Consider the following 25,127-nt stretch of genomic DNA (forward strand, 5'->3'; position numbering starts at 1 on the left):
GTGTGGGAGAGTAGGACACCGCCGGACAACCATTCACGAAGAGCCCCGACCACCACGGCCGGGGCTCTTCGCATTTAACCACCCACACACTCCAATACGGCATCCACCACATGGGTGCGCGGGTTGGCCTGCCGGTACACCAGATACTCGGTGATGGGCGGAATGGGATCCACGAAGTCGAGCAGAACCAGGCGCGGATCGTCATTGAATTCGTCCTCTGCGATCACACCAACGCCTAGGCCGGCGATTACGGCGGCATGTACGGCCTCCCTGCTGTCCGTCTCGAGCAGCTCGGTAGGCTGGAGCTGGGCCGTGGAGAGGGCCGTCTCGATAGACCGGCGCGTCACCGAGCCGATCTCCCGGATGATCAGCGGGTGGTGGATCAGGTCCTGCAGCCGGATTGCCTTATGGCCCGCCAACGCATGATCGTGGCGCACGAACGCTACCAGGTCCTGGGTTCCCAGAATGCGGCCAACGAGATCCGGATGGGGTGTCTCGTCCGCGATGATGCCCACGTCCACCGTTCCGGCCAACACACGTTTGCGTATCTCTGCAGAGTTGCCGCTGACGAGTTGGATGCTGACCCCTGGATTTCGACGTCGGAAGGCGCTGAGTACGCCCACAGCGTTGATGGGGGCGTCAGTCCCGAACCGCAATTCGCCGTGCATGATGTGACGGGCCTTGGCGAGTACCGCCTCGGCCTCCATCTCCGCGGCGAACAGCTTGGATGTCACGGCAAACAGCTTGTGTCCCAACGCCGTGAGCTCCACGGATCGACCAGCACGTTGCAGCAACCGGACCTCGTGGTGGCGCTCCAGCAGGCGGACCTGTTCGGAGAGCGTGGGTTGGCTGACGCTGGCCGCTGCTGCTGCCGCCACATAGCTTCCGTGGGTGGCGACGTCGTGGAAGGCCCTCAAGTGAGTGAGATTCATAGGCATAGCCTAAGTCTCCTATAGATATGAGTGGCTATCCCTATGCGTTGTGGACTTGGACAAGTACCGTCGTCGGTGTGAAGAATCAACCCCATGTCCTGGTGGTCGGCATTGATGGCGTCCGTTACGACTCGCTCAGCTCCGCTGCTACCCCTGCCCTGGACCGGATCGCCCAGCAGGGTTTCCTGGTCCCTGTCCGCGTCCATGACAAGAATGCCACCATCTCCGGTCCCGTCTGGGCCACAGTAGCGACCGGCGTCTACGCCGACCGGCATAGGGTGGCCGGCAACAGCCACCACCCGGCCGAACTCGATTCCTTTCCGGACTTCACCGCGGTACTTCGTGCTGCCCGTCCGGAGCTGCGGACCATGATCGCTGCCAGCTGGCATCCGCTCGCTATTGCAACTGAGTGTGGCCCTCTCTTCTCGGCCCAAGGCTGGGTGCCCACGCCGGACCCCGAAGAGGCGAACGACGCCGACAGTTGGATAAGCGCGGATGACGCCGTTGCTGACTATGCGGCCGTGCGCCTGCGGGATGAGGATCTGGCTGCTTCCTTTGTGTACTTTGGGGAAGCCGACGTGGAAGCGCACAACCACGGAACCGGAGCCGGGTACGTAAAGGCCATTCAGCGCTGTGACCATCGCTTGAAGAGACTCCTTGAAGCCATCGAGTCGCGTCCCAACCGCAGCGATGAGGATTGGACCGTCATCGCAGTTACCGACCACGGGCACCTGGACGCTGGTGGCCATGGAGGTGAGAGTGAGGCTGAGCGTACGGCGTGGATCGCAGCCAGCGGCGCAAGCCTGAAACGCGGCATCGCGGACGTAGATCACGCGGACATCTACGCCCAAGTACTCGCCACCTTCGGCGTACCGGCGGTTGGCTCTGAAGGCGTTCCCTTCGGCACCCGGCAGGCAGCCCGGCAGAATCCGCTGCAACGAGGCAGTCGGCTGCCGGCAGGCGCCCGTTGACGCTCACAGTTACGGCAGCTGTTCTTTTGGCAGCAGTACTGCACAGTGTCTGGAACGCCATAGCCAAGGCCATCCCGGACCGGTTGGCGTCCTCGACGATGATTGCCCTGGCCTACTTGGCATCAGGCGTGGTGGGCGCGGCGATCTTCGGTATTCCGCTGCAGGAATCGTGGCCCTATGTTCTGGCTTCGGCAGGTCTTCAGACGTGCTACCTGATACTCCTCACCACGTCTTACAAGCACGGCGATTTCTCCCAGGTTTATCCGTTGGCCCGTGGCCTCGCCGTCCTTCTGGTCACGGCAGTCGCCACCACTTTTCTGGCAGAGAAGCTGAGCCTTTGGCAACTGGCCGGAGTGGCCGTCGTCGCGGGGTCGTTGCTCAGCCTCGCCTTAACACGCGCTGGGCAAGGAGCTGCCAGGAACCGTAAGGGCACGCTGTTCGCCGTGCTGACAGGCGCGGCCATTGCGGCATATAGCCTGGTGGACGGCGTTGGCGTCCGGATGTCCGGGCAGCCGATCGCGTACATCTCCTGGCTCTTCCTCATTCAGGGCCTGCTGATTCCCGTGGTCTGTTGGCGCATGGCCTCGGATCGACGGCAGTTCCCTCGACGGGTGGCGCGGTACTGGAGGCCGGGGTTCATTGGCGGCCTGGTTTCGATGCTTGCCTACGGGATAGTGGTGTGGGCGCAGAGCTTGGCGCCGCTTGCGTTGGTGTCGGCCCTGCGGGAAACCAGCGTCCTGCTGGCAGGAATCATTGGCGCGGTGTTCTTCAAAGAGAGGTTCAGCCGCTTGCGGCTCACGCTGACGGCAGTGGCAGTAGCCGGCATCGCTGCTATCCAGCTCGGTTAGCCCGAGAAGAACTCTGACAGCTCCGCGATCAGCTTGTCTGGGGCCTTGTTGGGTCCATCGTGTCCGAACCCGGGAAGGATGGTGTAACTCGATCCCGACAGGACGTCGTGGATCTGACCGCACGCAACGCCGAAGTAGGCCGGACTCTTTTCGCCCACCACAATCAGTGTTTCCAACGGCAGCTCAAGGAACGGCTCAGCAGGCATGTCGGCTGCGATCACAGCCTTGATTTCCCGCACGCCGCACGTCATCAGCTCACGCATCTGTTTGCCCAGCGGCGTCCCGGCGGCCAGTTTCGTGGCCAGCGTCAGCATGGACAACGGCATGCGCGCAAAGGCGCCGCCGGTCTCGACTCCCTTGATGAGCACGGCGAGGGCGCGATCGTAATCGCCTGCTGCAGTGGCGCGTTCGTAGTCCGGCGTCCAGTCTGCCTTGACGCTCTGGTTGACCGAAACCGCGGGGTCGTACACGGCAAGCCGCTCCACAGGCAGAGTGCGTGCTGCATGGAGCGCCACCGCGCCACCAAAGCTGTGCCCGAACACGTCCGTGCTGGAGGTGTGTTTCATGACGGCGTCCAGGTCCCTGATGTCGGCTTCCAGGGTGTAATCCTCAGCCTGCGGGGACGAGTCGCCGCGCCCACGCCGGTTGAAAGTATGGACGGGACGGCCAAGGGCCTCGCTGAGTTTCTGGGCGAATCGCGTGTAATCGGAGGCGGTCACCATGGAGGCAGGTACGACGACGACGCCGGAACCTGCCGCTGCCAGGTCACCACCTGTGGTGAGTACTTCGAGGTGTCCGCCGTCGTGGGTCATGATGATGTCGCGCGTCATGTCTTGAGCCTAACCGAGGCACCTGACAGCAGGCAGCATGCGGGCCTTGTATGTGGACAAGCAGTCAGCGTTTGAAGTACTCCGAGATATCCGAGACCAGTTCCTTGACTGCCGCAGGTACGGAACCATGGAAGCCCTTTGGCGAGACTTCCAAGGTGCTGCCTGGAACAGCCCTGTTCAGTCGCGCGGCCGTGACCTTATAGAACTGTGGGCTCTTCTTGCCCACCATGAAGTGGGTGCTGGGAGGAAGGACCGAGAAATCCCGTGGCGTGTCGGAGGCCTCGAATGCTGCTTTGAGCTCCCCAACCCCCGACGGCATGAGGTCGCGGAACAGCCTGTTGACCTTGGTTCGCGAAACTACGGCCATCAGCCCCGCCAGGATTGGTTCAGGCACCTTCGCGAGGGCGGTTCCCTGGTTCATTCCCCGCTTCATCCTTGCCAGTGCGCGGCCAACATCACCCTTATTTACGGACTCCGCGAACCCGGTGAGCCAGTCAGTGTCCATGCTCCCGTCAATATTCACTGCGGCATCGTAGACGGCCAGCTTGTCCGGTTCGTGGCGGGTTCCGGCAAAGGCCTGAGCAGCATTCAGTGCCACTGATCCCCCCAGGCTGTGACCGAGGATATTCCGTGCACCGGTGGCGTCCATGATGGTGCGGACGTCCTCGATTTCCGTGGCCATGGAATAGTTGTGCGGCTGTTCGGTGGACTTGCCCCGGCCCCGGCGGTCGTAGACGTCCACGGCCCAGCCATCGCCGAGTCCCTTGGACAGAGCTATTGAGAAGGGGCGGTAGATCAGGGCCGTGAGGAACGCACCGCCAATGACCATCACACGGCGCTCACCTGGCGCGTCTTCAGTGCCGTAGCTGTACAAGGCGAGCTTGCCGCCGTCGTGCGTCTTGATTTCGCGTTCCCTCACGGGAACATCCTAGGTGGCATCAGTGGCATGGCTTTGAAGCTGCCTCCCGGAAAGGAAACGGGCGATGCGCGCCGCGAGTCGCTTGCCGGGCCGCAAAGGACCCTCATGGAACTGCAGGGGCACAATGGCGAAGTCGATCGCGGGCACCGCTCCAGCCAGGGTCCGGCCAGTCTCGGCAAAGTACGACGGACTCCAGCCGCCACTGAGCATCAAGGTAGGGGTGGAGAGTTTCATGAAGTCGTGCAGGTGCGCGTCGGCATCGAGCACCGCACGCATTTCCGTAACGGCCGTGGGCAGCAGGGAACGCATCTCCAACCCCAGCCGCGTCCGGGCAGACAGGACGCTGAGGGTCCGCAGGGCGCCCATGGGCAGGTAGGAAATAGGCCCGGCTGTTCCCAACCCCTGCACCAGATGTGCCCACGCGTTGTCCAGCTGGCCGGCAGTCACCGCTTCCTCAAGCTCCGGCCGCCACCGGCTACTGAGGTTGCCGGAGAGCGAAACCGCGGCGTCGTAGGTGACGAGCCGGTTGATCGTGGAGCGACGGGCGGCCTGCAACGCTACGAATCCGCCGTAGCTGTGGGCCACCACATCCAGGGAACCGCTCTTTTCCATGACGGACTGGAGGTCGGCGATCTCGGTCTCCACCGAATAGCCCGGTGGCTGCGGGGCCGAATGTCCGCGGCCCCGGCGGTTGTAGGTGTGTACCGGGCGGCCAAGCATGACGCTCAGCGTCCGCGCGAACGGCCAGTACAGGGAATCGGTGACCAAAGTGCCGTGCACAAGCACGACGCCGGCCGGTTCAGCGGGTGCCGTCGAGCCGGGAATCGAAGCACCCGAAGCAGGCCGGAAGCTGTGCACCTCAAGCTGCCCGCCGCCGTCGTCCGTTTCAACAGTCCAGGTCTCCACAGCCCCGAGTCTATGTCCGGAAGTAAAGGCCCGTAATCACCGGTAAACTTAAGGACTGTGACTTCCGCAAACACCCCAGCCCTGAACACCTCCGCAGAGCCCATCGATGCCAGCGAGCAAATGCGTATCCGTATGGAGAAGCGCGCCAAGCTGATGGAACGCGGCACAGAGGCATACCCGGTGGGTGTCGAACGGACCCACTCACTCGGCGAAATCCGTGAGAAGTACGCACACCTCGAAGCCGACGAAACCACGGGAGACACCGTTGGTGTCACGGGTCGCGTCGTGTTCGTGCGCAACACCGGAAAGCTGTGCTTTGCCACCCTTCAGGAGGGCGGCGTGGATGGCAAGGGCGTTCGCTTGCAGGCAATGCTGAGCCTGGCCAACGTTGGCGAGGAAGCGCTCGCAGACTGGAAGGCCCTGGTTGACCTCGGCGACCACGTCTTTATCAAGGGCGAGGTCATCTCTTCCCGTCGCGGCGAGTTGTCGGTCATGGCCGACTCGTGGTCCATGGCGTCCAAGGCCCTGCGTCCGCTGCCGGTCCTGCACGCGGAACTGAATGAAGAAACCCGCGTTCGGCAGCGCTACGTGGACCTCATGGTGCGCGACGAAGCCCGCGAGATGGTTTACAAGCGTGCTGCCATCACCCGCTCGGTCCGCGATACCCTGGACCGCCATGGCTATGTGGAGGTGGAAACCCCCATCCTGCAGCTGGTCCACGGCGGCGCCACGGCCCGTCCGTTCGAAACGCACATGAACGCGTTCGACCAAAAGATGACCCTGCGCATCGCCACCGAACTCTTCCTCAAGCGCGCTGTGGTGGGCGGCATCGACCGCGTCTATGACATGGGCCGTGTCTTCCGCAACGAAGGCGTGGACTCCACGCACAGCCCCGAATTCACCACGCTTGAATGCTACGAAGCCTGGGCAGATCAATTTGTCATGGCCGAGCGGATGAAAGAAATCATTCTCAACGTGGCCGACGTCGTGGGCACCCGCACTATCCAGACGGATGCCGGCGAGATTAACCTCGACGGCGAATGGGCCTGGGTTTCGGTGTACCCGGGTATTTCCGAAGCGGTTGGCGTGGAAATTACTCCCGACACCACCGTGGAGGAATTGCTCGCGATCGCCGCCAAGCACGAGGTCAAGGTGGACCCCAAGTGGGATGCCGAGAAGATTGTGGTTGAGCTGTTCGGCGAGATTGTGGAACCTACCTTGCTGAATCCCACGTTCGTCTACGACTACCCGCCCTCCGCGCAGCCCCTGGCACGTCCGCACCGCGAAGATGGCCGGCTGATCGAGGCCTGGGACCTGATCATCGGTGGCATGGAGCGCGGCACGGCATTCTCTGAGCTCATTGACCCCGTGATCCAGCGTGAGCGCCTCACTGAGCAGTCCCGCCGCTCCGCCGCCGGTGACGAGGAAGCCATGCAGTTGGATGAGGACTTCCTCCGCGCCCTTGAGTATGGTGCACCGCCCATGGGTGGCATCGGGCTCGGCATCGATCGCTTGGTCATGCTGTTCACCGGAGCTGGTATCCGTGAAACCATCCTGTTCCCGTTGCTCAAGCCTGAAGGACACTGATCATGGAGTACATCGCCGTCCTTGCGCCATCAGTGGTTGTTGGATTGATCTTTTGGTTTGCCATGAAGTCGATCTTCAATGCGGACAAATCCGAGCGTCAGGCAGAAGCCCGCGCCCAGGCCGAAGCGAATTCGAAAAATTCCGGACCGGCACCCGAAGGCCCGGCCACTAAATAGGCCCTAAATGGGTTCCGCGGCTAACGGAATCGAATTGTGCTTTGACGTGCGTGCTTGCCGTGAACGATAATCAACAAAGGAATCCGGGGAATTTCTGATTATCCAACCCTCCAAAAGAGAGGCAACTCATGGCACAGAAAGTAAAAATCATCCTCGTCGATGACCTGGATGAAGGGGCTGCGGATGAAACTGTCCGCTTCGGCCTGGATGGCGTGAGCTACGAGATGGACTTGTCCACGGCAAACGCAGAGTCACTTCGGAAGGCCCTGGAACCTTACGTCGCCAAGGCCCGGAAGACGTCTTCCGGTCGAGCCACTAGGGGCCGCGCTACAGCTGCCCGTAGCCAGGATTCAGCACAGATCCGGCAGTGGGCCCGCGATAACGGTTACACGGTCAACAGTCGCGGACGTATTCAGGCTGAAATTCAGGAAGCCTACCAAAAGGCCAATTCCTGATTCACCGCTTCAATGCCCCGGCAGTCTCTGCCGGGGCATTGGTTGTTTAAAGTGTGTGCAAAGGTGGCTGCGGCGTTCTTCAGTGGCGCGGAAAAATTTCACGGGCCGGTGCAGCCCTTGAAGGGTCGGATAACTTGCGCAATAAGGGATATCACACCCCTTGAATCGAGGGCTCCATCAAATGCTTCCGGCCGGAACCGGGTGGGGATGGACTTGCGCGATTGGCAGGATGTCATCGTCGCCCGCCAGGGTCAAGGGGAACGGGCCAATTTATTCCTGCGCGGCGTCATGTTTCCCCTGTGGCGAACACGCCCCAAAAGTGCCCCTCCGGCACGTAGCATCAAAGTACGTCGTAGCTAGGAGTGTGGCGAAATGTTTGAGAGATTTACGGACCGTGCCCGTCGCGTGGTCGTCCTTGCCCAAGAAGAGGCACGGATGCTCAACCACAATTACATCGGTACCGAGCACATCCTCTTGGGTCTGATCCACGAGGGTGAAGGCGTTGCTGCCAAGGCGCTCGAGTCCCTGAGCATTTCGCTCGATGGCGTTCGCGAGCAGGTGCAGGAGATCATCGGCCAGGGCCAGCAAGCCCCGTCCGGTCACATCCCCTTCACGCCGCGCGCCAAGAAGGTGCTGGAGCTCTCGCTCCGCGAAGCACTGCAGCTCGGCCACAACTACATCGGTACTGAGCACATCCTGCTCGGCCTCATTCGCGAAGGCGAAGGCGTGGCCGCCCAGGTGCTGGTGAAGCTTGGTGCAGACCTGAACCGGGTCCGCCAGCAGGTCATCCAGCTGCTCTCCGGCTACCAGGGCAAGGAGACCGCAGGCAGCGGCTCCGGTCAGGGACAGCCGGAAGGTACCCCTGCCGGCTCGGTGGTGCTTGACCAGTTCGGCCGCAACCTCACCCAGGCTGCCCGGGAAAACAAGCTCGATCCTGTGATCGGACGCGAGCAGGAGATGGAACGCGTCATGCAGGTCCTCTCCCGCCGTACAAAGAACAACCCCGTGCTGATTGGCGAGCCCGGCGTCGGTAAGACTGCCGTCGTCGAAGGCCTTGCCCAGGCGATCGTGCGTGGCGATGTCCCGGAGACCATCAAGGACAAGCAGTTGTACACGCTTGACCTTGGCTCACTGGTGGCTGGTTCCCGTTACCGCGGTGACTTCGAAGAGCGCCTAAAGAAGGTCCTCAAGGAAATCCGCACCCGCGGCGACATCATCCTCTTCATCGACGAGATCCACACCCTCGTTGGTGCAGGTGCTGCCGAAGGCGCCATCGACGCTGCGTCCATCCTGAAGCCAATGCTTGCCCGTGGTGAACTCCAGACCATTGGTGCCACCACGCTGGATGAGTACCGCAAGCACATTGAGAAGGACGCCGCTCTTGAGCGCCGCTTCCAGCCGATCCAGGTCAAGGAACCTTCCGTCGCACACGCGATCGAGATCCTCAAGGGCCTGCGTGACCGCTACGAGGCACACCACCGCGTAACGATTACCGACGGCGCCCTCGCCTCCGCTGCGCAGCTGGCCGAACGCTACATCTCGGACCGCTTCCTGCCGGACAAGGCGATCGACCTCATCGATGAGGCAGGCGCCCGCCTGCGCATCCGCCGCATGACCGCTCCGCCGGAGCTCAAGGCCATGGATGAGCGTATTGCCGAGGTCAAGATGGAGAAGGAATCTGCCATCGACGCCCAGGACTTTGAGGGTGCTGCCTCACTGCGCGACAAGGAGCAGAAGCTCATTGCCGAACGCGCGGAGAAGGAACGCAACTGGAAGTCCGGCGGTATGGACGACATCTCCGAGGTTGACGAAGATCTGATTGCCGAAGTTCTTGCGAACTCCACGGGCATCCCGGTCTTCAAGCTCACCGAGGAAGAATCCTCGCGTCTGCTCAAGATGGAAGACGAACTGCACAAGCGCGTCGTCGGCCAGAACGAGGCCATCAAGGCGCTGTCGCAGGCCATCCGCCGTACCCGTGCCGGCTTGAAGGACCCCAAGCGTCCCGGTGGCTCGTTCATCTTCGCCGGCCCCACAGGCGTCGGTAAGACCGAGCTTGCCAAGGCACTTGCCGAGTTCCTGTTCGGTGAAGAGGACGCCCTCATCACGCTGGACATGTCCGAGTACTCCGAGAAGCACACGGTTTCGCGTCTCTTCGGTGCGCCTCCGGGCTACGTCGGTTACGAGGAAGGCGGCCAGCTGACCGAGAAGGTCCGTCGTCGTCCGTTCTCCGTGGTCCTGTTCGATGAAGTTGAGAAGGCCCACGCGGACCTGTTCAACTCGCTGCTGCAGATTCTGGAAGACGGCCGCCTGACCGATTCCCAGGGCCGCGTGGTGGACTTCAAGAACACGGTGATCATCATGACCACCAACCTTGGTACCCGCGACATCTCCAAGAGCGTGGCCACGGGCTTCCAGTCCGGCACGGACACCCAGACCGGCTACAACCGCATGCGGGCACGGGTCACGGAGGAGCTCAAGCAGCACTTCCGCCCCGAGTTCCTCAACCGTGTTGACGACGTCGTGGTGTTCCCGCAGCTGACGCAGGACGAGATCATCGAGATCGTGGACCTGTTCGTCACCCGCCTGGAGCGTCGCCTCAAGGACAAGGACATGGGCATCGAGCTCACGCCCGCTGCCAAGGTTCTTCTGGCCACGCGTGGCTACGATCCCGCCATGGGTGCGCGGCCTCTGCGCCGCACCATCCAGCGCGAGATCGAGGACCAACTGTCCGAGAAGATCCTGTTCGGCGAACTTCACTCCGGCGACATCGTTGTGGTGGACGTCGATGGTGAAGGCGACGAAGCCAAGTTCACGTTTGAAGGCAACGCCAAGCCGCGGATCCCGGAGATCGCTCCCACCGCGTAAGCGCAACAGCACTAAGCCCCGCCCGCTCCAGCAATGGAGCAGGCGGGGCTTTTGCGTTGACGCTTGCCGGGTTCTTGTACAGGTAATGCCCATAAGGTGGCTTCATAAGGGCGTTATCTGTACAAAAACTCCGAAGAAGGGAAGTGGGACGGCATGCGCGTACTCATGGTGGCTCCAGGCACTCGGGGTGATGTTGCGCCCATGGCCGGGCTCGGGAGTCGCCTGCAGGGGCTGGGCTTCGAAGTGGCGATTGCTGCCAACCCCGCTTACGCCCCGTTGGTTGTGAACTCCGGATGTGAGTTCCGGCCACTGGCAGGTGACCTGACAGAGCTGATCAAGCAACCAGCCCCCGGCGCCAAGGCGTCCGGCGGCCTGCTCACCTTCTGGCGGAAGCTCGGCGAGTACATGGAGAGTGCCGCTACCGGAACGCTGGCCGCTGCCGAAGCCGGCGCTGACGTCATCCTGGCCAATTCCGTGGCCCCTTATGCGTACGACATTGCCGAGGCCTTCGGTATTCCTGCCCTGGGCGCCCACTTGCAGCCAACGGAGCCGAGCGCGGCATATCCGCCGGTCATCATGAATTCGGCCAGAAGCCTCGGTGCGTGGGGAAACAAAATTATCGGAGAGCGCGCGGCGGCCGGACCGGCTCCCTACGATGCCCCCAGTGCGCGTCTTCGAAAAGAACTTGGTCTCGGCAAGCTGAGCCGGGCTGCCGGAGAACGCGCTCGGAGGAAGGCGGGGGCAGCAATTCTTCACGGCATCAGCCCGACGGTTCTGCCCCGGCCCGCTGACTGGCATCCCGGCCTGGTAATGGCCGGATATTGGTGGCCCGCTGTCAGTCCAGACTGGCAACCGCCCGCGGACCTTGTGGACTTCCTTGCGGACGGTCCGGCGCCTGTCTTTGTGGGGTTCGGTAGCAGCGCCCATATTGATCCCGGCTTCATCCTGGAGGCTACGCGCCGGGCGGGAGTCCGGGCTGTTGTACAAGGTGCGAACGGTGGTGTGGGGGGCATCCTCGGCGACGATGCGATCAGCGTCGGAGGTATTCCGCATGAGTGGCTGTTCCCGCGGGTGGCGGCGGTAGTTCACCATGCCGGAGCTGGAACGACGGCGGCCGGATTGCGGGCCGGCGTGCCAACGGTTGGCGTCCCTGTGTACACGGACCAGCCGCTTTGGGCTTCCCGGGTTGCGTCGTTGGGTGCGGGTCCTGCGCCCATCCCGTACAAGAAACTCAGTCCCGAATCATTGGGTGATGCCATCAAGGCGGCCGTCACGAGGGGGTCGTATGCTGCCCACGCGCAGCATGTGGCAGCGGGCATCGCGAGGGAGGACGGAACTGTTCCGGTGGTCGCCGCGTTGCGGAATCTCCCAACCACGGTGCAATAGTGCGTGTTTCAAGCGGCCATAACGCTCGCTGCGCTGGCCCGCTTGGGTGCTGACCGGTGCGGGTGGTTGGGTGCGTGCGCGGTTTGGGGGCGCTGGCTCTTGGCTGGATCCGGGATATGTGAAAGTACTGTTTCACTGTAAGTGAACCCTACTGTGATCGACGGCACATTCCGTGTTGAATCGGAGAATGGACTCTGCTGACACTCACACCCAGGGCGAGCAGCCCGAAACTCCTTTTCACGACCTTGACCACTATCTCTCCATCCCACGGGTTGGTGGCCTCACCCTGAGCCCCGATGGCACACGACTGGTTACCACCGTGACCACGCTGAACAGCAAGGGAACCGGGTTCGCTACTGCGCTGTGGGAGATCGACCCCACGGGCCAGAACCACGCACGCCGCATCACGCGCAGTTCCAAGGGCGAGGCCGGTGCCGTCTTCGCCGCCAACGGCGACCTGTACTTCACGTCGGCGCGTCCCGATCCGGACAGCCCCGACGCCGATCCCGTCAACGCGCTGTGGTTGCTCCCGGCCGACGGGGGAGAAGCCCGCGTTGTGCACTCAAGGGCCGGCGGTATCAGTGCTGTCATGGCCGCGAAGGATGCAGACGCCACCTTCATCAACGCCGAGGTCCTGGCGGGCTCCGCGGACGAGGACAACGACGAGGAACGCCGGAAGGCCCGCAAAGACAACAAGGTTTCTGCCATCCTCCACAGCGGCTACCCGGTGCGATATTGGGATGCCGACCTTGGCCCGGCCGAGCCGCGGCTCTTCGCGGTGGAGCAGGGCGAGGAGAGGGAGCCCGGAAAGCCTTCCACGGTGGACGCCGCGGCGCCACGCAAGCTGCGCAACCTGACGCCCGGCGTCGGCGGCTCGCTGCGCGAGGCCAAAACCGTAGTCAGCCCGGACGGCAAGACCATCTATACGAGTATGACCAAGGCGCTCGCGAAAGCCGACAGCCGCGAGGTGCTGGCTGCCGTCGACGTCGCCACCGGCGCCGTGAAGGTGCTTTTGGACCATGAGGGAATGAGCTACTTCCCGGGTCCCGTCAGCCCGGACAACGGCACGCTGGTAGTGGAGAGCGAGAGCGACACCACGCCCACGCAAGCTCCCCAAGTGAAGCTGCACCTACTGAACGTTGCAAGCGGCGAGATCACGGACCTGGAACGGCTGGCGCACCAGTGGGACCGCTGGGCCACTGCGCTCGCCTGGCTTCCGGACGGCAGCGCCATCCTGGCCAAAGCGGACGACGACGGCGCGTCGCCGGTTTTCCGGATTGACGTCACTGACGGTGGCGTTACGCGGGTGACGGCAGATGCCGCCGCCTACTCCGACGTCGTGCTTTCTCCCGATGGAACCACCGCCTATGCCCTGCGGAGCTCGTACGAGTTCCCCGCCGAAGCCGTGCGGATCAACCTCGCCACCGGGGAGACTGTCCGCTTGCAGGCCCCGGCGGCGCGGCCCGAATACAAGGGTCGGCTGGAGCGGATTGAGACCGTTGCGGAAGACGGCTCGCGCGTGCCGGCCTACCTGGCGCTCCCGGAAAATGCGGCCCCTGAAAGCCCGGCGCCGCTCCTGCTCTGGATCCACGGTGGTCCGTTGGGCTCGTGGAACGCGTGGACGTGGCGGTGGAACCCCTGGCTGCTGGTTGCCAAGGGCTACGCCGTGTTGCTGCCCGATCCTGCCCTTTCCACCGGCTACGGCCAGGAATTCATCCAGCGCGGATGGGGTGAGTGGGGCAAAAAGCCCTTCACCGACCTCATGGCCATCACGGATGCGGCGGTGGAGCGTCCGGACATTGATGAATCCCGGACGGCAGCCATGGGTGGCTCCTTTGGCGGCTACATGGCCAACTGGGTGGCTGGCCAGACTGACCGCTTCAAGGCAATCGTGACCCACGCCAGCCTGTGGGCGCTTGATCAGTTTGGTCCCACCACCGACGCGGCCCAGTATTGGCTGAAGGAAATGACGGTGGAGATGGCCATGGCGAACTCGCCGCACCTGAACGTGGGCAACATCAAGACACCCATGCTGGTGATCCACGGCGATAAGGACTATCGCGTGCCCATCGGCGAGGGCCTGCGCCTCTGGTACGAACTCCTGTCCTCCTCGCAGCTGCCCGCAGATGAGAACGGCCAGAGCCCGCACCGCTTCCTCTACTTCCCGGACGAGAACCACTGGATCCTGCAACCGCAGCACGCGAAGGTTTGGTACGGCGTGGTTGAGCACTTCCTGGCCAAGCAGGTGCTGGGCGAGGAACTTCCGGTACCGGAGGAACTGGGGCTGTAACACCGCGGGGGCGGAGGCTGGGGAGAAGATGCTTCCTCGTTAGGATGGGGGAGTGAATCCGACCTTCAGCCTCCGCCCTGCCCGCACCAGCGATGTGGCGGCCATCAAGAGGCTTGTGGCTCCCTTGGCCGAGGAGCGGATCCTCATGGCCAAGGAGACTGTGGCTTATTACGAAAGCCTGCAGGAATTCCGGATCGCCGAATCCGAGGATGGCGAGGTGATCGGCTGCGGTGCCTTGCACGTCATGTGGGAAGACCTGGCCGAAATACGCACGCTCGCTGCAGCCGACTCCTGGCGAGGGCGCGGCGTGGGACATGTCCTGGTGGAGAACCTGCTGGAAGAAGCACGTGCCCTCGGGGTCAGCCGCGTCTTCTGCCTGACGTTCGAGGTGGACTTCTTCAAGCGACATGGCTTCGAAGTGATGGCGGACCAATCCGCCGTAGACCCGCAGGTGTATTCCGAACTGCTGCGCTCGCACGATGAGGGCGTGGCGGAGTTCCTGGATCTTGCCCGCGTGAAGCCAAACACCTTGGGTAACACCCGCATGATCAAGCAGCTCTAAGGCTGCCCAGGAACACCCTCTCACTGCATGCCTTGGCGTGTTGTTCAACCCTGCCCGATTATGGGTGATTTAATACCCCTTCTCTTATATCCAGTTGATGGATAAACTGGTGGAGGCTTGCTGGGGAAGCTTCCACCACATCGGTCAATTGAGAGAAGATCATGCAGTCCCACGCGTCCTTTTCAAATGTTTCAGAACTCCAACTCAGCGTGCGCGGTCCAGTGTTCACGCCTGCCGATCCCGGCTTCGCCGCCGAAGTAGCGGCCTTCAATTTGTCCACGCAACACCAGCCGGATCTTGCCTTCGGCGCCCTCGACGCAGAGGACGTCTCAGCGGCGGTTCGCTGGGCAGCGGAACGTGGAATGCCCGTTTCCGTCCAATCCACCGGCCACGGTGCCACCAACGCCATTGAAGGTGGGCTGCTGATCAGCACCCGCCGCATGCTGGAGCTCAGTATTGATCCATTGGAGAAGACAGCCCGGGTTGGCGCGGGGGTCCGCTGGAAGGCTGTGGTGGATCTCGCCGCGACCTTCGGTTTGATGGGGCTGTGCGGTTCCACTACTGACGTAGGCGTGGTGGGCTACACCCTGGGCGGTGGCTTGCCGATCCTTGGCCGCAAGTATGGCTTCGCCTCGGACCACGTCATCGCCTTCGAGCTGGTCACGGCAGATGGCACCCACCGTAGGGTGACCAAGGATGAGAACCCGGAGCTTTTCTACCTCTTGCGCGGCGGCAAGGGCAATCTTGGCATCGTCACCGCCATGGAATTCCACCTCTTCCCGGCGGCCGATCTTTATGCGGGTGGCGTTTACTTCGACGGCGGGTATGCCCCTGAAGTACTGGGGGCGTTCAGGGAATGGGTGCCATCGCTGCCCGTAGAGGCGTCGGCATCCATGGCCTTCCTCCGTCTTCCGGACATGGAGATGATTCCGGAACCCTTGCGCGGAAAATTCGTCATCCATCTCCGCTACGCCTTCCAAGGAGACCTGGCAACCGCGGCGGAGTTACTTGAGCCCATGCGCCACTGCGCTCCGTTCATGATGGATGCCACGGGACCCTTGGACGCCACCCAATTCGACACGATCCACCAGGATCCGGATCAGCCGGTGCCGGTGCGGGAGCACGGCTTCCTGCTGGATCGGCTGGACGACCAAGCCGCAGACACCTTGCTGCGGCACTTTGGTCCCGGTGTGGAAAGTCCTGTTTTGCTGGCAGAGATCCGTCTTCTGGGTGGGGCGCTGGCCAAGAGTTCAGAGGGCGAGGACATTGTGGGTGGGCGCGATGCTGCGTTCAGTTTCTTCATGGGTGCGATCGCTGTTCCCCCGGTGCTCGATGTGCTGCCGGCAGTCTTCAACGCTGTCCATGAAGATCTTCGTCCCGCTGCGAATGCCGGCACGTTCGTCAACCTGCACGGCCACTTTGTGGATGCCGAAGACCGGGAACGGCCTTGGCTGCCCAGCGCACGTGAGCGTCTCCGGAAGGCGAAAGCGGAGCTGGATCCGAAGAACATGTTCAGCTTTGGCCACGTAGTGGGGCTCCCGGTGATTGACCAGACCGTGCTGCTTGAAGACGTTGTGACCGCCGGCGGCGACGCCGTCCTGAACAGTTAAGCGGTGCGGACCATGAACAGTCGCGTCACGTTTCCCGACTTCTCCGCTTTTCAGATCGACATTCCGCACGGATCGTGGCCCCATGAAGCCTCGTGGACGGGTGACCGCCACTCTGATCCGGATCTCTATTCAGCCTTCTGGCCCGAATACCGGGCCAGGGACGAGGCTGAGGCGGTGACGCCGCCTCCTGCCGGTGACTAGTGCTTTTCGAAAGAACGAGCAGGTGGAAGGGGCAGCCACTATGGGCTGCCCCTTCCACCCTTTAAGTACCTTCGTGCCACCACAAGGCCTACCCTGTCCCGGCCCGCCGGTAGTAGGGTCAGAGCACCAGCCACAGCACGCCCAGGAGCATCCAATGAAAAAGCTCATCAATGATCCACGCGCCGTGGTGGACGAGTCCGTTGAAGGTTTCGGCATGGCACATGCCGACATCGTGGACGTCCATCCGGAGCCCAAATTCGTCGTCCGGAAAGGTGCGCCGGTAGCGGGCAAAGTTGCCTTGGTATCCGGTGGTGGAAGTGGCCACGAGCCACTGCATGCAGGTTTTGTCGGGCTCGGAATGCTCGACGCCGCCGTCCCCGGCGCAGTCTTCACCTCGCCCACGCCCGACCAGATCATCCCGGCGACCGTCGCGGTGGACTCAGGTGCCGGCGTCGTACATATCGTCAAGAACTACACCGGCGACGTCCTGAACTTCGAGACCGCGGCCGAGATGGCGCAGGCCGAAGGCGTGCATGTGCGTTCGGTGCTGGTGAATGACGACGTCGCGGTGGAGGATTCGCTGTACACGGCCGGTCGCCGTGGTGTGGGTGGGACTGTCATGGTTGAGAAGATCGCGGGTGCCTCCGCCCAGCGAGGCGACGATCTTGACACGGTCACCGCCATTGCCGAGCGCGTAGTGGCCAACGTGCGGACCATGGGTGTCGCCCTGTCCGGATGCACGGTACCGCATGCCGGTACGCCCAGCTTCGAGCTGGCGGACGACGAGATCGAGATTGGCATTGGCATCCATGGTGAGCCTGGCCGGCACAGGATCGCCATGGAGAGTGCCGACGCCATTACGGACCGGCTACTGGAGCCCGTCCTCGAGGACCTCGCCGTGGCGTCCGGAGACAAAGTGCTGCTGTTCGTCAACGGTATGGGCGGCACGCCCCAAAGTGAGTTGTACATCGTCTACAGGCGTGCGGCGCAGGTGCTGGCCGAGCGCGGGGTCACTGTGGAACGGTCCCTGGTGGGCAATTACGTCACGTCCCTGGAAATGCAGGGTTGCTCCGTGTCCGTGCTGCGCCTGGATGACGAGCTGACGCGGCTCTGGGATGCGCCCGTCCACACCGCCGCGCTGCGGTGGGGTGCCTGAGCATGGCGTTGGACGTTAACTGGGCCTTGGACTGGTTGAAGCTCTCCGCCCAAGCCATGGCGGAACACCGCGTGGAGCTGATTGAACTGGACCGGGCAATCGGCGACTCGGACCACGGCGAAAACATGGATCGAGGTTTTCAAGCTGTGCTCCAGAAGCTCGACGAGACGCCGCCGGAGAGCCCGGGTGCGGCGCTCAAGGCTACCGCGATGGCACTCATGTCCAAGGTGGGCGGCGCCGCCGGGCCGTTGTATGGCACCGCGTATCTCCGGGCCGCCACCTCGTTGGGGGATGCCGCCACCGTGGACTCCGAGGCCTTGGCAGCAGCGCTGGAGGCCGCCCGTGATGGTGTAGTGGCCAGGGGCAAGGCCGAACTAGGCGACAAGACCATGATTGACGCGTGGACGCCGGCCGTGGAGGCAGCCCGGAAGGCGGCGTCGGATGGTGCAGATCCGGTAGGCGTCCTGGAGGCAGCTGCAGAAGCGGCGGAGACCGGGGCCGCGGCCACCGATCCGCTGATTGCACGCAAAGGCAGGGCCAGCTACTTGGGGGAGCGCAGTGCAGGTCATCGCGACCCCGGCGCCGCCTCCACCGCGCTGCTCCTTCGAGCCGCCGCGGCCGCGGCGGCCGGCTCTGCCGGTGATGCGGGAACCGACGCCGTATGACCGTTGGGATTGTGGTGGTCTCTCACAGCAGCAAGATCGCCGAGGGTGCCGTGGAACTCGCCGCCCAAATGGCACCCGACGTGGACCTCGTCGCCGCCGGAGGTACGGACGACGACAGGATCGGAACCAGCCTGGAGAAGGTGCTGGCCGCCGTCGAGCAGTCCCTGGTTGATTCGGGAGGCGACGGCGTGGTGGTGCTGACTGATCTGGGGTCCGCTGTCATGACAGCTGAATCCGCCATGGAGTTCGCCAGTGACCCCGATGCCGTACTTCTTGCCGATGCACCCCTGGTTGAGGGGCTGGTTGCCGCCGCGGTGGCTGCCCAGGGCGGCGCCGGCGTGGACGATGTGCGGCAGGCGGCTGAGGCCGTGGGCTTCCGGGCCGCTACGCTGGCAGGTTCACCGGCCGCCGGACAAGCTGCGGCACCTGGCGCAGGAGCGCCGGAGGCAAGCGGCGAGTTCGAGCTCATCAACCCCCTCGGCATGCACGCGCGCCCGGCCGCGAAGATCGCGGGCGGGCTATCCGGGCTGGACGCCGAGGTGACTGTAAACGGCGTCGACGGCATGTCCATTATGGCGCTGATGGCGCTCGCCGCCGGCAAGGGCTCCATTCTCAGGGTGGAGGCGGGCGGCAAGGACGCAGTGAAGGCCGTTGAGTACGTGAAGCGCTTGGTGGAGGACGGATTTGGCGAGCTCCAGGCAAGCTGATTTGCCGTTAAATATTGCTAAGTATGCTGATTAGTGATGTTGTAGAGGTACAAGGTTCCTACGACGAAAGAGGTGCGACCATGGGTGCAGACGACAAGTTGGAGAATGCCGGCGAGAAGCTTGGCGGCAAGGCCAAGGAAGCTGCAGGCAAGTTGACTGACGACAAGGGCCTCGAAGCTGAAGGCAAAGGCGACCAGGTGAAAGCAGACCTCAAGGGCGCCGGCGAGAAGGTGAAGGACGCCTTCAAGAAGGACTAGGGATGTGGACAGGGCCGCTGCGGATGCAGCGGCCCTGTCTTGTTATGTGGGGCCTCGTATCGAGGCGCGCTATCTGATGGAGGAACTATCGTGAACATATTGGTAAAACTTTTCGGCCTTGCGGTAAGCCTCGGTGCAGGTGCCCTCGCGAACAAGACGCTGGAGGGCCTTTGGGAGAAGAAGACCGGCAAGCCCGCCCCCAAGGACGGGACCGATCTCAACGACTCCCTGCCCGGTGTCCTGGTGTTCGCGGTTGTATCCGCCGGCGTTGGCGCAATCGTTCACGTTCTCACCCAGCGGGGCACCAAGAGTGCCCTGGCCCGCATGAAGAAAACCGCAGACGAGGTCTAAGAACATGGCAATAGCTAAATTTCCGAGTGTGGTCATCGATTGTCCCGATCCCGCTGTGCTCGCCGCCTTCTATGGCGAACTCTTCGGCTGGGAAGTAGAGGACAAGGGCGACTGGTTCGACATTCGTCCTGGCGACGGCAGCAACTGCATCTCCTTCCAGCAGGTGGAGGTGTATCAGGCTCCCGTGTGGCCAGGGCAAACCATCCCGCAGCAAATGCACCTGGACATGGTGGTGGAAGATCTGGACAAGGGTGAGGAAGTTGCCCTCTCGCTGGGCGCCACCAAGGCCGATCACCAGCCCGGCGAAACGTTCAGGGTATTCCTGGACCCCGCCGGGCACCCGTTCTGCCTTTGCCTCAGTTAGCCCTGCTGCGCAGCCCACTCCTCCACTCGGCGGTTGCTCTCTTCCTCCGAGAGGTCCTCAACCCGGGTCATGATGGACCAGCGAACACCGAACGGATCGCGGATGCTTGCGTAGCGGTCACCTGAGACGAACGTGGTCAGAGGCTCCCGGATGGTTGCGCCCGCTTGCTCTGCCTTCCGGACAAGGCCGTCCGCATCGGGGCAGTACAGGCCCAGCGAGTAACAGTCGTCCTCGCCCGACGGTGCCGGGACCAGGTGGTAGTCCGGGCTGGGTTCCCCGAGTTGAAGGTGGCCGTTGCCGAAGTCCAGTTCGGCGTGGACCACCACTCCGCCCATCTCGGTCTCACCGACCACCCGGGCCCCGAATACGTCACGGTAGAAGGCGATGGCTGCCTTGGCGTTGGGCACGGCAAGGAACGGTGTGAGGCTGGTCAGTCCGTTCGGGATGCCGTGCGTGGTGTACTGGCCGGTGGCTGCTTCAGTGCTTGTAGTATCTGTCATGGTTATGACGCTACGTACCTGGCAGGGTCCGGCGCTTGGAGATTCGCGACGGATTTTCTCGATGGGTGGTTTCCTGGGGAGGCTCCAATGAAGGATTCGTTCAAAGGCATCCTCTATCCCGCGCGGCTACCCACCTTCCACCGCTTTCCCGCGCCCGGGGCAGTGGCGGACCTGGTGGAATGGTTCTGGATTCCCGAGTGGGACATCGAGCCCGGCCGTTCGTCCCGCCAGCACGTGATCCCATACCCGACGTCCAATCTGGTGGTGCAGCCCGCTGATGTGATCTTCTCCGGACCCACAACCCGCGCCGCTTACCGTGACCTGACCGGTAAAGGCTGGGCCGTAGGTGCCTTGCTGCGTCCGGCAGCCGTACCGCTCTTCACGGATGCTCCGGGAACTCTTCGGGACACGGAAGTGGGCGTGGAGTTGGGGGAACTGCATGCGGCTGTTGCGGGCGCCATGGCCACGCGTCGCGGCGAAGCAACGCACGACGACGGCACTCACCGCCGGCGGGCAGTGGAGGCCTTCGCTGCCTGGCTGGCTTCCTTGGATGGTGCGCTCTCCGAAGAGGCTTTGCTTGCCAACCGGATGATGGACGTCATCGCATCAGGCCCGGAGGTGGTGCTGATCGAGGACGCAGCGTCACGCCTTGCGGTGTCCCCGCGAACATTGCAACGGATCGCCAGGAAGTATGTCGGGTTGAGTCCCTCCGCCCTTATCCGGCGCCGAAGACTCCAGGATGCGGCCGAGCGCGCCCGGTCCGAGCCCACAGCGGACCTTGCCGCGATCGCCGTCGAACTTGGCTACGCGGACCATGCGCACCTGACGAACGACTTCCAGAAGTACTTGGGCTTTACGCCGAGTACGTATCGGAGGTCAGCTGGGGCTGCGGAGCCCTGACGGCCGGCACCAAAGGTTCGGTTGCCGCTGCGGTGACGTCCGGCGACGGGTCCTCCCCGCGAAACGCTGCCAGCATGGCATCGCGATCGAATTGCCCCTCCCATTTGGACACCACGAAGGTGGCAACGCAGTTGCCGAGCAGGTTGACCACAACGCGCATTGAGTCCATCAAGCGGTCGGCTCCCAGCAGGAGGGCAACTCCCGCCACCGGGAAGATGCCCAGGGCCCCAGCTGTGGCGGAGAGGGCAAGGAATGCGGAGCCGGGCACGCCGGCCATGCCCTTGGACGTGAGCATCAGGATGCCGAGCGCTGCCAGTTGCTGACCCAGATCCAGGTTGTGGCCAAAGGCCTGGGCCAGGAAAAGGAGGGAGATGGAAAGGTAGAGTGCCGCGCCATCCAGGTTGAATGAGTACCCGGTGGGCACCACCAGTCCCGTGGTTGCCCGCGAACAGCCGGCGTTGGTCAGTTTGGTCATGATCCGGGGGAGTACGGATTCTGTGGAGGCCGTGCCCAAAGCAAGCATGAATTCTTCGCGGGAGTATTTGATGAACTGCCACAGCGGAACGCGCGGATAGACCCAGGCCACCACAAACAGCAAGCCAATGAAGACCAACGCCGAGCCGTAGCACGCTGCCACCAGCAGGGCATAGGTGCTCAGCGAACTGAGCCCGTACTGGCCGATGATGAAGGCCATGGCACCGAAGGCGCCCACCGGAGCAACACGCATGACCCAGGACATGATCTTGAAGAAGAGTTCCAGCGTCGTCTCCATGAGGTCTATGACGGGCTTGCACTTCTCGCGGCCCACCACCACGATGGCCGCGCCGAAGAAGACTGCGAAGCACAGGACCTGCAGCAGGGTGTTCGATGCGAACGCCCCCACCACGCTGGTGGGGATGATGCCCAGCAGGAACTGTCCCGCATCCTTGGGTGGCGCGGTGGTGGTTTTGGCGTTAACGGCATCCTCGGACAGGGACGCAGGGTCAATATTCAGGCCTGCGCCGGGCTGCACGATGTTGGCAACCACCAGTCCAAAGGCCAGGGCAAAAAGTGTGGCCGCGGTGAAGTAGATCAACGCCTTGACGCCTACCCGGCCGACAGATTTCACGTCCCCCACAGCAGAGATCCCCGTGACGATGACCAGGAAGATCAGCGGTGCGATGATCATTTTGATGAGCTGAATGAAGCCATCGCCCAGTGGACGAAGCGCGGAACCAACACTCGGCCACAGGTAGCCAATGGCGATGCCCAACACCACGGCCACCAGGATTTGGAAGAACAAGGATTTGTACAGTGGCTTTTTCGCTGCCGGGGCTGCCGGGGGTGCTGCGGATGCGGGGATCTTCAAGTGGGCGCCTATCTGTGCGGTGGCCGCGGTGGGTTGCGGCCGGGATCACACAAGACGCTATGAGGGCCTTGTTTCCGAATTGCTAATTCCGGAGACCCGTTGTGTTTAATATCGGAATCAAGTTTTCATCATGCGGAAAACTATGATGCCTGCAGGGGGTGGCAGGCCTCTGCCAGAACCTCCTGTGGCTTGGCGACGGGTTTGTGGTTTTGGTCCAGAAACAGTCTGTAGGACACCACGCGCTCGCTTGCAGCTCCGGTGGCACACTCGCACCGGTAGGCGTGCGCCATCCAAGGTCCGCCCAGCAACGCCTGCATCCAGGCATCGCATTCGGCCAAGGGGAGGGCTGCTGGATGTCCTGTGTCCTTGCGGTGCGCGGCCATGGACACCGTGAGGCATGTTCCCTCCGGGGCGGGCCCTACGGCGAACCACCCCAGCTCCACCGTCTCGGCAACGATGGTCAGGCTGACGTTCTCATCGTCGAATGACGGCAAAGGGCCCAGCCGGTGTTGGCGGCGGCCGCGATGCCCAAGGTCCTGGCTCCGCGCGGATGGAGTCAGGGCCTCGCGGAATTGGTGGAGGCTCCCGCCGTGCCTGTTGTTGATTCTGGTGCTGAGGTCCAGGGCCAGCGACCAGTCTGCCGGGGTGGCCTGTGGACTGTTTGTGCTGCGCACTTCGCCTCCAGGGATTAGCCCCCGCTGTCCGCCCGGGGTGACACGAGACTACCGGGAGGCGCCGCATGCCGCTAGGGAAAGGCGGTGTGGATTCCAGCAGGTGACGGCTACGTCTGGCTCAGGCCGGCCGCATTCAGCACTGCGCCGGCAGAAATGACGCGGCCGCATTGCTCTCCGTACGGGTACTCGCCCTTCGGCGTAAACGTCAGCGTGCGCAGGGGCAAGGCTGCGCCCGCCGGCGATGTGCCGCTGACGGTTGCCTCGATGGGTGACTCGGAGAGCCAGGGCATTTCCAGGAAGCCCTGCAGCGTCCCATCAAGTGACGGGGTGGCTGAACACACGCCCTCCGGCGAGCAACCCTGGTCCACGGCAACTGATCCCGGATGCAGTACCAGCTCTTTGTCCGTGCACGTACCATCCTGGCAGGCCTTGAGCCGAAGCGAGCCAACCTGGTTCGCGTAGCTTGCTGCAACAGTCAGGGATACCCCGGCGACATGACCAATGGCCGGGCACGCTACAGCCTCCGGATAACAGCCCGGAAGCAGTGCCGCCGTGCCGGCAAGGGTCAACGCCAATCCGATTCTGCCCATGCTTCAGGGTAAGACTGCCTGGACATGGTGTCTCCGGCAATCCGAAATCGGACCTTTCATCGTTATGGGCCGGGATGCTCCGTTGCGGAACCGATACCGATCCCGGGGCCACTACGCCGGAAGCCGCAAACCGCCGTCGTGCATCTCTGCCAAACCGTCCACCAACAGGCCGTCAAGTGCCCGCTCCAGCTGCTCCGGGGCCGAGTTGAGGCGGTGCAGCGCAGCCAAGGGAATTCCGATGCCGGACGGAGCGAATCCGAGGTCGGCCGGCGCTTGCTCGAACATCTCGCGGGGCACGGGGGAGGCGGCCTCGCGCAGGACGGCCATCACGGCACCCCTGACCTGCCGGTCGGTGCCGTGCCAGGACTGTCCCTTGGGCGTGTACGACGGCGGCGGCTCACCGGCGGCGAGCCAGGCACAGCTTGGACGGACGGGGCAGTCAGCGCACTTGGGATTGCGGGCCGTACACATCATGGCGCCGAGTTCCATGACGGACGCATTCCACCGCACGGATAATTCCTGATCCTGGGGCAGGAGTGCCTCGGCCAAGCGCATCTCCGCGGCGGTCAAGGCCGGTGCTGGCAGCGCACTGCCGGAGATGAGCCGCGCATGGACGCGCCGGATGTTGGTGTCCACCACGGTCTCGCGGCGCCCGAAAGCAAAAGCGGCGACGGCGGCAGCTGTGTAACTGCCGACGCCCGGGAGGCCCAGGAGCTCGGCGCGGTTGTCAGGAACCCTGCCGCCGTGCTGCTCGCGGATGGCGACGGCGGCCGCGTGCAGTCGCAGGGCGCGGCGCGGATAGCCCAACCGGCCCCAATGGCGTACAGCTGCGCCCGACGGTTCGTCGGCAAGGTGGGCGGGGGTGGGCCAGCGCTCCATCCAGTCACGCCACACAGGGAGAACCCTAACCACCGGCGTCTGTTGGAGCATCACTTCGCTGACCAGGATGCCCCACGGAGTACAGTCCGGCTCACGCCACGGCAGGTCGCGGGCGGCCCCGGCGAACCACTGATCAAGGGCTTCATGGAGGCCTGTCAGTTGGCCTGAATCGGGAAGTGTCATGCTGCCCTCCACTGT

The 25,127-nt window shown here is 63.3% G+C and carries 27 protein-coding genes; 18 read left to right on the forward strand and 9 right to left on the reverse strand.

The annotated features are described in order from the left end of the window. Window positions 1-74: 74 nt before the first annotated feature. The gene (locus BLW08_RS18480; RefSeq protein ID WP_091327006.1) at window positions 75-932 is read right to left on the reverse strand and encodes a LysR substrate-binding domain-containing protein; all 858 of its coding nucleotides are present in this window, start codon (window positions 930-932) and stop codon (window positions 75-77) included. Window positions 933-1,009: 77 nt separating this feature from the next. On the opposite strand from BLW08_RS18480, the gene BLW08_RS18485 reads away from it, so the two are divergent. Beyond that, entirely contained in the window at window positions 1,010-1,903 is an 894-nt protein-coding gene (locus BLW08_RS18485; RefSeq protein WP_254779964.1) for an alkaline phosphatase family protein, read from the forward strand. Further along, a complete protein-coding gene (locus BLW08_RS18490) occupies window positions 1,900-2,751 on the forward strand; it encodes an EamA family transporter (RefSeq protein ID WP_254779965.1) in 852 nt (283 codons plus the stop codon). Before BLW08_RS18485 ends, BLW08_RS18490 begins: the two co-directional genes overlap by 4 nt. Here BLW08_RS18490 and BLW08_RS18495 read toward each other — a convergent pair. The 3 genes from BLW08_RS18495 to BLW08_RS18505 all read right to left on the reverse strand — a co-directional run bounded on the left by BLW08_RS18495 (window position 2,748) and on the right by BLW08_RS18505 (window position 5,406). Next, window positions 2,748-3,581, reverse strand: a complete 834-nt coding sequence (locus BLW08_RS18495; protein ID WP_090824040.1) for an alpha/beta fold hydrolase — start codon at window positions 3,579-3,581, stop codon at window positions 2,748-2,750. The two genes, BLW08_RS18490 and BLW08_RS18495, sit on opposite strands and share 4 nt — an antisense overlap. Before the next feature lie 64 nt (window positions 3,582-3,645). After that, complete coding sequence (locus tag BLW08_RS18500) at window positions 3,646-4,500, reverse strand: alpha/beta fold hydrolase (RefSeq protein ID WP_090824038.1); 855 nt, start codon at window positions 4,498-4,500, stop codon at window positions 3,646-3,648. A gap of 9 nt (window positions 4,501-4,509) precedes the next feature. Continuing rightward, the gene (locus BLW08_RS18505; protein ID WP_090824036.1) at window positions 4,510-5,406 is read right to left on the reverse strand and encodes an alpha/beta fold hydrolase; all 897 of its coding nucleotides are present in this window, start codon (window positions 5,404-5,406) and stop codon (window positions 4,510-4,512) included. 57 nt (window positions 5,407-5,463) lie between these two features. On the opposite strand from BLW08_RS18505, the gene lysS reads away from it, so the two are divergent. The 15 genes from lysS to BLW08_RS18575 all read left to right on the forward strand — a co-directional run bounded on the left by lysS (window position 5,464) and on the right by BLW08_RS18575 (window position 20,038). Continuing rightward, on the forward strand, window positions 5,464-6,993 hold the full coding sequence (gene lysS, locus BLW08_RS18510) for a lysine--tRNA ligase (RefSeq protein ID WP_090824035.1): 1,530 nt from the start codon (window positions 5,464-5,466) through the stop codon (window positions 6,991-6,993). A gap of 2 nt (window positions 6,994-6,995) precedes the next feature. Then, on the forward strand, window positions 6,996-7,169 hold the full coding sequence (locus tag BLW08_RS23945; RefSeq protein WP_175538763.1) for a hypothetical protein: 174 nt from the start codon (window positions 6,996-6,998) through the stop codon (window positions 7,167-7,169). Window positions 7,170-7,297: 128 nt separating this feature from the next. Then, the gene (locus BLW08_RS18515) at window positions 7,298-7,624 is read left to right on the forward strand and encodes a histone-like nucleoid-structuring protein Lsr2 (protein WP_090824033.1); all 327 of its coding nucleotides are present in this window, start codon (window positions 7,298-7,300) and stop codon (window positions 7,622-7,624) included. A gap of 372 nt (window positions 7,625-7,996) precedes the next feature. Beyond that, window positions 7,997-10,489: an ATP-dependent Clp protease ATP-binding subunit gene (locus BLW08_RS18520; protein ID WP_090824030.1), complete on the forward strand. Its 2,493-nt coding sequence runs from the start codon at window positions 7,997-7,999 to the stop codon at window positions 10,487-10,489. Window positions 10,490-10,642: 153 nt separating this feature from the next. Then, window positions 10,643-11,875: a glycosyltransferase gene (locus BLW08_RS18525; RefSeq protein ID WP_091327012.1), complete on the forward strand. Its 1,233-nt coding sequence runs from the start codon at window positions 10,643-10,645 to the stop codon at window positions 11,873-11,875. Window positions 11,876-12,062: 187 nt separating this feature from the next. Next, window positions 12,063-14,165 (forward strand): S9 family peptidase, encoded by a 2,103-nt coding sequence (locus BLW08_RS18530; RefSeq protein WP_175538764.1) that lies wholly within the window; start codon window positions 12,063-12,065, stop codon window positions 14,163-14,165. 52 nt (window positions 14,166-14,217) lie between these two features. Continuing rightward, window positions 14,218-14,727, forward strand: a complete 510-nt coding sequence (locus BLW08_RS18535; RefSeq protein ID WP_091327017.1) for an amino-acid N-acetyltransferase — start codon at window positions 14,218-14,220, stop codon at window positions 14,725-14,727. A 221-nt stretch (window positions 14,728-14,948) separates the two neighbouring features. After that, window positions 14,949-16,337 carry an FAD-binding oxidoreductase gene (locus tag BLW08_RS18540; RefSeq protein WP_254779966.1) on the forward strand — a complete coding sequence of 463 codons (1,389 nt, stop codon included), beginning with the start codon at window positions 14,949-14,951 and terminating at the stop codon, window positions 16,335-16,337. Between the two features lie 12 nt (window positions 16,338-16,349). Beyond that, window positions 16,350-16,538 carry a hypothetical protein gene (locus tag BLW08_RS18545; protein WP_090824101.1) on the forward strand — a complete coding sequence of 63 codons (189 nt, stop codon included), beginning with the start codon at window positions 16,350-16,352 and terminating at the stop codon, window positions 16,536-16,538. A gap of 154 nt (window positions 16,539-16,692) precedes the next feature. Continuing rightward, window positions 16,693-17,694, forward strand: coding sequence for a dihydroxyacetone kinase subunit DhaK (dhaK, locus tag BLW08_RS18550; protein ID WP_090824021.1), 1,002 nt, complete (start codon window positions 16,693-16,695; stop codon window positions 17,692-17,694). A gap of 2 nt (window positions 17,695-17,696) precedes the next feature. Beyond that, on the forward strand, window positions 17,697-18,359 hold the full coding sequence (dhaL, locus tag BLW08_RS18555) for a dihydroxyacetone kinase subunit DhaL (RefSeq protein ID WP_090824019.1): 663 nt from the start codon (window positions 17,697-17,699) through the stop codon (window positions 18,357-18,359). Continuing rightward, window positions 18,356-19,066, forward strand: a complete 711-nt coding sequence (gene dhaM / locus BLW08_RS18560; protein ID WP_091327023.1) for a dihydroxyacetone kinase phosphoryl donor subunit DhaM — start codon at window positions 18,356-18,358, stop codon at window positions 19,064-19,066. The genes dhaL and dhaM overlap by 4 nt, the downstream gene beginning before the upstream one ends. 80 nt (window positions 19,067-19,146) lie before the next feature. Continuing rightward, the gene (locus tag BLW08_RS18565; RefSeq protein ID WP_090824015.1) at window positions 19,147-19,323 is read left to right on the forward strand and encodes a CsbD family protein; all 177 of its coding nucleotides are present in this window, start codon (window positions 19,147-19,149) and stop codon (window positions 19,321-19,323) included. 90 nt (window positions 19,324-19,413) lie between these two features. Then, window positions 19,414-19,674: a DUF4235 domain-containing protein gene (locus BLW08_RS18570; RefSeq protein WP_090824014.1), complete on the forward strand. Its 261-nt coding sequence runs from the start codon at window positions 19,414-19,416 to the stop codon at window positions 19,672-19,674. 4 nt (window positions 19,675-19,678) lie between these two features. After that, window positions 19,679-20,038 (forward strand): VOC family protein, encoded by a 360-nt coding sequence (locus BLW08_RS18575; RefSeq protein WP_090824012.1) that lies wholly within the window; start codon window positions 19,679-19,681, stop codon window positions 20,036-20,038. Here BLW08_RS18575 and BLW08_RS18580 read toward each other — a convergent pair. Further along, window positions 20,035-20,538 (reverse strand): VOC family protein, encoded by a 504-nt coding sequence (locus BLW08_RS18580; protein WP_091327027.1) that lies wholly within the window; start codon window positions 20,536-20,538, stop codon window positions 20,035-20,037. The genes BLW08_RS18575 and BLW08_RS18580 overlap by 4 nt on opposite strands. 87 nt (window positions 20,539-20,625) lie before the next feature. Between BLW08_RS18580 and BLW08_RS18585 the strand changes: the two genes are divergently transcribed. Beyond that, entirely contained in the window at window positions 20,626-21,438 is an 813-nt protein-coding gene (locus BLW08_RS18585) for an AraC family transcriptional regulator (protein ID WP_090824009.1), read from the forward strand. On the opposite strand, the gene BLW08_RS18590 is transcribed toward BLW08_RS18585, so the two are convergent. The 4 genes from BLW08_RS18590 to BLW08_RS18605 form a co-directional block, all read right to left on the reverse strand. Beyond that, window positions 21,392-22,786 carry a cation:dicarboxylate symporter family transporter gene (locus tag BLW08_RS18590; protein WP_254779967.1) on the reverse strand — a complete coding sequence of 465 codons (1,395 nt, stop codon included), beginning with the start codon at window positions 22,784-22,786 and terminating at the stop codon, window positions 21,392-21,394. The genes BLW08_RS18585 and BLW08_RS18590 overlap by 47 nt on opposite strands. Before the next feature lie 140 nt (window positions 22,787-22,926). Beyond that, the gene (locus BLW08_RS18595) at window positions 22,927-23,460 is read right to left on the reverse strand and encodes a hypothetical protein (RefSeq protein WP_091327029.1); all 534 of its coding nucleotides are present in this window, start codon (window positions 23,458-23,460) and stop codon (window positions 22,927-22,929) included. 107 nt (window positions 23,461-23,567) lie between these two features. Then, window positions 23,568-24,050: a hypothetical protein gene (locus BLW08_RS18600; RefSeq protein ID WP_091327032.1), complete on the reverse strand. Its 483-nt coding sequence runs from the start codon at window positions 24,048-24,050 to the stop codon at window positions 23,568-23,570. A 111-nt stretch (window positions 24,051-24,161) separates the two neighbouring features. Then, window positions 24,162-25,112, reverse strand: a complete 951-nt coding sequence (locus tag BLW08_RS18605) for an HhH-GPD family protein (RefSeq protein WP_091327033.1) — start codon at window positions 25,110-25,112, stop codon at window positions 24,162-24,164. Window positions 25,113-25,127 lie beyond the last annotated feature (15 nt).

Source organism: Arthrobacter sp. cf158 (assembly GCF_900106835.1).
GTDB lineage: Bacteria > Actinomycetota > Actinomycetes > Actinomycetales > Micrococcaceae > Arthrobacter.